Source organism: Mycobacterium sp., from assembly GCF_052144515.1.
In the GTDB taxonomy this organism is placed as follows: domain Bacteria; phylum Actinomycetota; class Actinomycetes; order Mycobacteriales; family Mycobacteriaceae; genus Mycobacterium.
In genome coordinates, this window is record NZ_JBKQQD010000224.1 from 1 (window position 1) to 2,537 (window position 2,537).

At 63.8% G+C, this 2,537-nt stretch carries 4 protein-coding genes and 1 pseudogene; 1 reads left to right on the plus strand and 4 read right to left on the minus strand.

The annotated features are described in order from the left end of the window. Positions 1-208: 208 nt before the first annotated feature. Positions 209-535 carry a hypothetical protein gene (locus ACLP9N_RS15775; protein WP_442408302.1) on the minus strand — a complete coding sequence of 109 codons (327 nt, stop codon included), beginning with the start codon at positions 533-535 and terminating at the stop codon, positions 209-211. 103 nt (positions 536-638) lie between these two features. Next, entirely contained in the window at positions 639-944 is a 306-nt protein-coding gene (locus ACLP9N_RS15780; RefSeq protein WP_442408303.1) for a hypothetical protein, read from the minus strand. A gap of 545 nt (positions 945-1,489) precedes the next feature. Here ACLP9N_RS15780 and ACLP9N_RS15785 point away from each other — a divergent pair. Further along, positions 1,490-1,741, plus strand: coding sequence for a hypothetical protein (locus tag ACLP9N_RS15785; RefSeq protein ID WP_442408304.1), 252 nt, complete (start codon positions 1,490-1,492; stop codon positions 1,739-1,741). A 29-nt stretch (positions 1,742-1,770) separates the two neighbouring features. Here ACLP9N_RS15785 and ACLP9N_RS15790 read toward each other — a convergent pair whose 3' ends face one another. Next, positions 1,771-2,109 (minus strand): hypothetical protein, encoded by a 339-nt coding sequence (locus tag ACLP9N_RS15790; protein ID WP_442408305.1) that lies wholly within the window; start codon positions 2,107-2,109, stop codon positions 1,771-1,773. Positions 2,110-2,406: 297 nt separating this feature from the next. Next, positions 2,407-2,537: pseudogene (locus ACLP9N_RS15795) on the minus strand (cyclodehydratase); the annotation flags it as partial.

The following is a 2,537-nucleotide window of genomic DNA, read 5'->3' on the forward strand; positions in this document are numbered from 1 at the left end:
GACGGTTTCCAGGTCGGCGGCCTCAGCTGCGGGGCGCTGCTGCTCGATAGCATCGGCGAGAGGGACATCGTCGGGAAAGGGACCACTGTCGCTCACTTGAGTCAACCTACTCCGACGCTTATGACTCCTCATACTTCCGTCGGGGCGCGCTATGCCCCGCCGCCGGTGCCGACATATGGGAGCGCAGCGCTTCCGCGCGGGGTCGCGGTCAGGTCAGTTCTCCGATTCGACCCACATCCTGGTATTGATGCATTGTTCGCGCGAGTGCCTCGTCAACAAAGGCGTCGATGACCCCGACCCGGTCGACGACAACCTGCACATCGCTGAGTAGCCGCTGAAACTCCTCGTCATCGCCAAGCAGGTTGATCTGCTCCACCGTGCCCCGCAGCAGAATGAAGCCGCGAAGGTCTCTGTCGTTTTGCGGAAGAACTGCCACGTCAAAGCGGTCGATCCGCCCCTCATCCTGAAGACGTCTCCAGTAGTGCATCGACTTGTTGAATAGTTCGAGGGCGCGCTTCTCGTCGCCCTCCACCATGTCTCCCCAACCTATGAATAAACCAGCCACGGCCATTCCCCGTTCCGCTGTGGAAAGCCGACATGTTCCGAAATTCCCTGACCTAAGGAGTCCCGTGACGAATCTATGCTCCGCCCCGCGTGGTCCACCGGATAGGGCCTTTCGTCCCCAGGTCCGCCCTGGTGGCGACTTGGTGCAGCCCCTGCCGGTCGATCAGCGCGAAGACAACCCGTTCGCTGGCTAGGTCGCCGCGGCCTCGAAAAATGCCATGCATGACCGGGTCGGCACGGTCTAGGTTCATCATGTCCGATCGCTCGTTGCGCCGGCGATCCTGTTCCACGCGGGCGCCCCGCAGCATCGCGACTTCGTAATACAAGTGAACCTTCGCCATCTCGGCGAGCTCTGCCGTAGTCGGCGGTGTTCTGATCATGCGCGAACGGTACGCCCGAAGCGACCACCGAACCGTGTGGCCCGGTGGTCGTTTCGGTTGGTCAGTCGTTGAGCCCGTCCAGCTCGTCGGCCGTCTCGATGATCATCGCCGCGAACCGGCGCGCCTGTCGGCCAGGACGAACAGCGACCACCTGAGGGTGCCGTCACCGCGCTACACGCCGTCACATACACGGTGGAGTCAGCGCCACCACCGCTGGCGACAGCGGCACGGTTAGCGCGAGGTTGTTCCGAACGGAACACCTGCCGGCGGGGCGGGCGGGTCGCCAGGCTGGGTCCTGGCGGGTGTTCAATGGACGGCGCCCCCGCAGCCTCCGGGCGGAGCGAGCGGCGGGACGGGGCCGCCGTTGTCAATCACGGCAGACATGGTGCGGTGGCTGTCGTGCGGTTCCCTCGCGTTCATGGCCGCTGTGGTGGTGGTCCCGCTCATGGTCGAAGTTTAGTAATCCCATCTGTTGATAACTCAGGCAGGTAGACAGACTGGGGCCGGTTCACCAGGCCAGGAGAGGCGCGGGATCATAGATAACCATGCTGCAATGGGAAACAGTGGACGAGAACGCGACCTACCCGTTCGAGCGCTACCGTGCGATCAGCGGCAAGCATGAATACCGGGTCTTCCACGACCCCACCGGGGCAGCAAGCCAAGACCTCCCGTGGATTCTGGTGGTCCGGGAGGCGCCGGAGGGTGGCGTCTCGACGCACGTCCACCACGGCGCCTACAGCACCATCGACTGGGCGAAGCGACACGCTGAGCTATGGGAAGGCCCGCCACCGCAGTGACGGGCCGCTGAGCTGCGTGGTCATCTCGCCTATGCAGGGCCGACCGTGGTGCTCAAGGCCATAGTTGCCGAGCGCTCGTCCAGCAGCGCGTCTATCCGCGCCGTATTTGGCGTGCGACCTTCTGCCTCACGGGCCATCTTGCGAATCGCGAGAAACAGTCGCAGTTCGCAGTCGATCACCTCGAGGTCGCGCATGCGCGCTCTCCTAAATATTTCCGTTTCCACCAAAGGCGAGAGCGCTGCCGCTCGCTCGTCGAGCAGCTTGTCTATGTGCGCAGTACTAGGCATCCGGTCACACAACTCGCGCGCCACGCGCCACGCCCGGGCCAGTAGCCGAAGTTCGGCGTCGATGGTCTCAATGTCATGCACGCGGGCTCTCCTAAATGTTTCCGTTTCCACCGAAGGTGAGAGCGCTGCCGCTCGCTCGTCGAGCAGCTCGTTCTATGTGCGGTGCTCGGTGGGCGGCCGTTCAAAGTGGCGAGCCATGAGCACCGCCAACAGCTCGTCCTGGTTGGGAACGTCGAGTTGATTGCCGCAATGACTATTCTTCCGGCGCGGTTCAGCGATGTCTGTCCGCCGACCAGCCGGTGCGCGGGATGAATCGCGCGTCCCCCGATTGGGGGAAACGGCGGCAACGCTACTGGGTAATTCTGTTTAGTGATTTTCCAGGCAGCTGGTCACGCCCGGGATCACCAGCGGTCCCACCAGCCCGATGCCGTCGCGCACCCGGACGGCAAGATGCGGGACGCCCCGGCTGTGCAGGTCGCGCACCATGCGAGGGTCGGCGACGAGGGAGT

Bases quoted from the DNA above. Each gene is read 5' to 3' on its own strand.
- ACLP9N_RS15775 (WP_442408302.1), bottom strand. From the start codon at position 535: ATGGTGGAGGGCGACGAGAAGCGCGCCCTCGAACTATTCAACAAGTCG.
- ACLP9N_RS15785 (WP_442408304.1), top strand. From the start codon at position 1,490: ATGCTGCAATGGGAAACAGTGGACGAGAACGCGACCTACCCGTTCGAG.
- ACLP9N_RS15780 (WP_442408303.1), bottom strand. From the start codon at position 944: ATGATCAGAACACCGCCGACTACGGCAGAGCTCGCCGAGATGGCGAAG.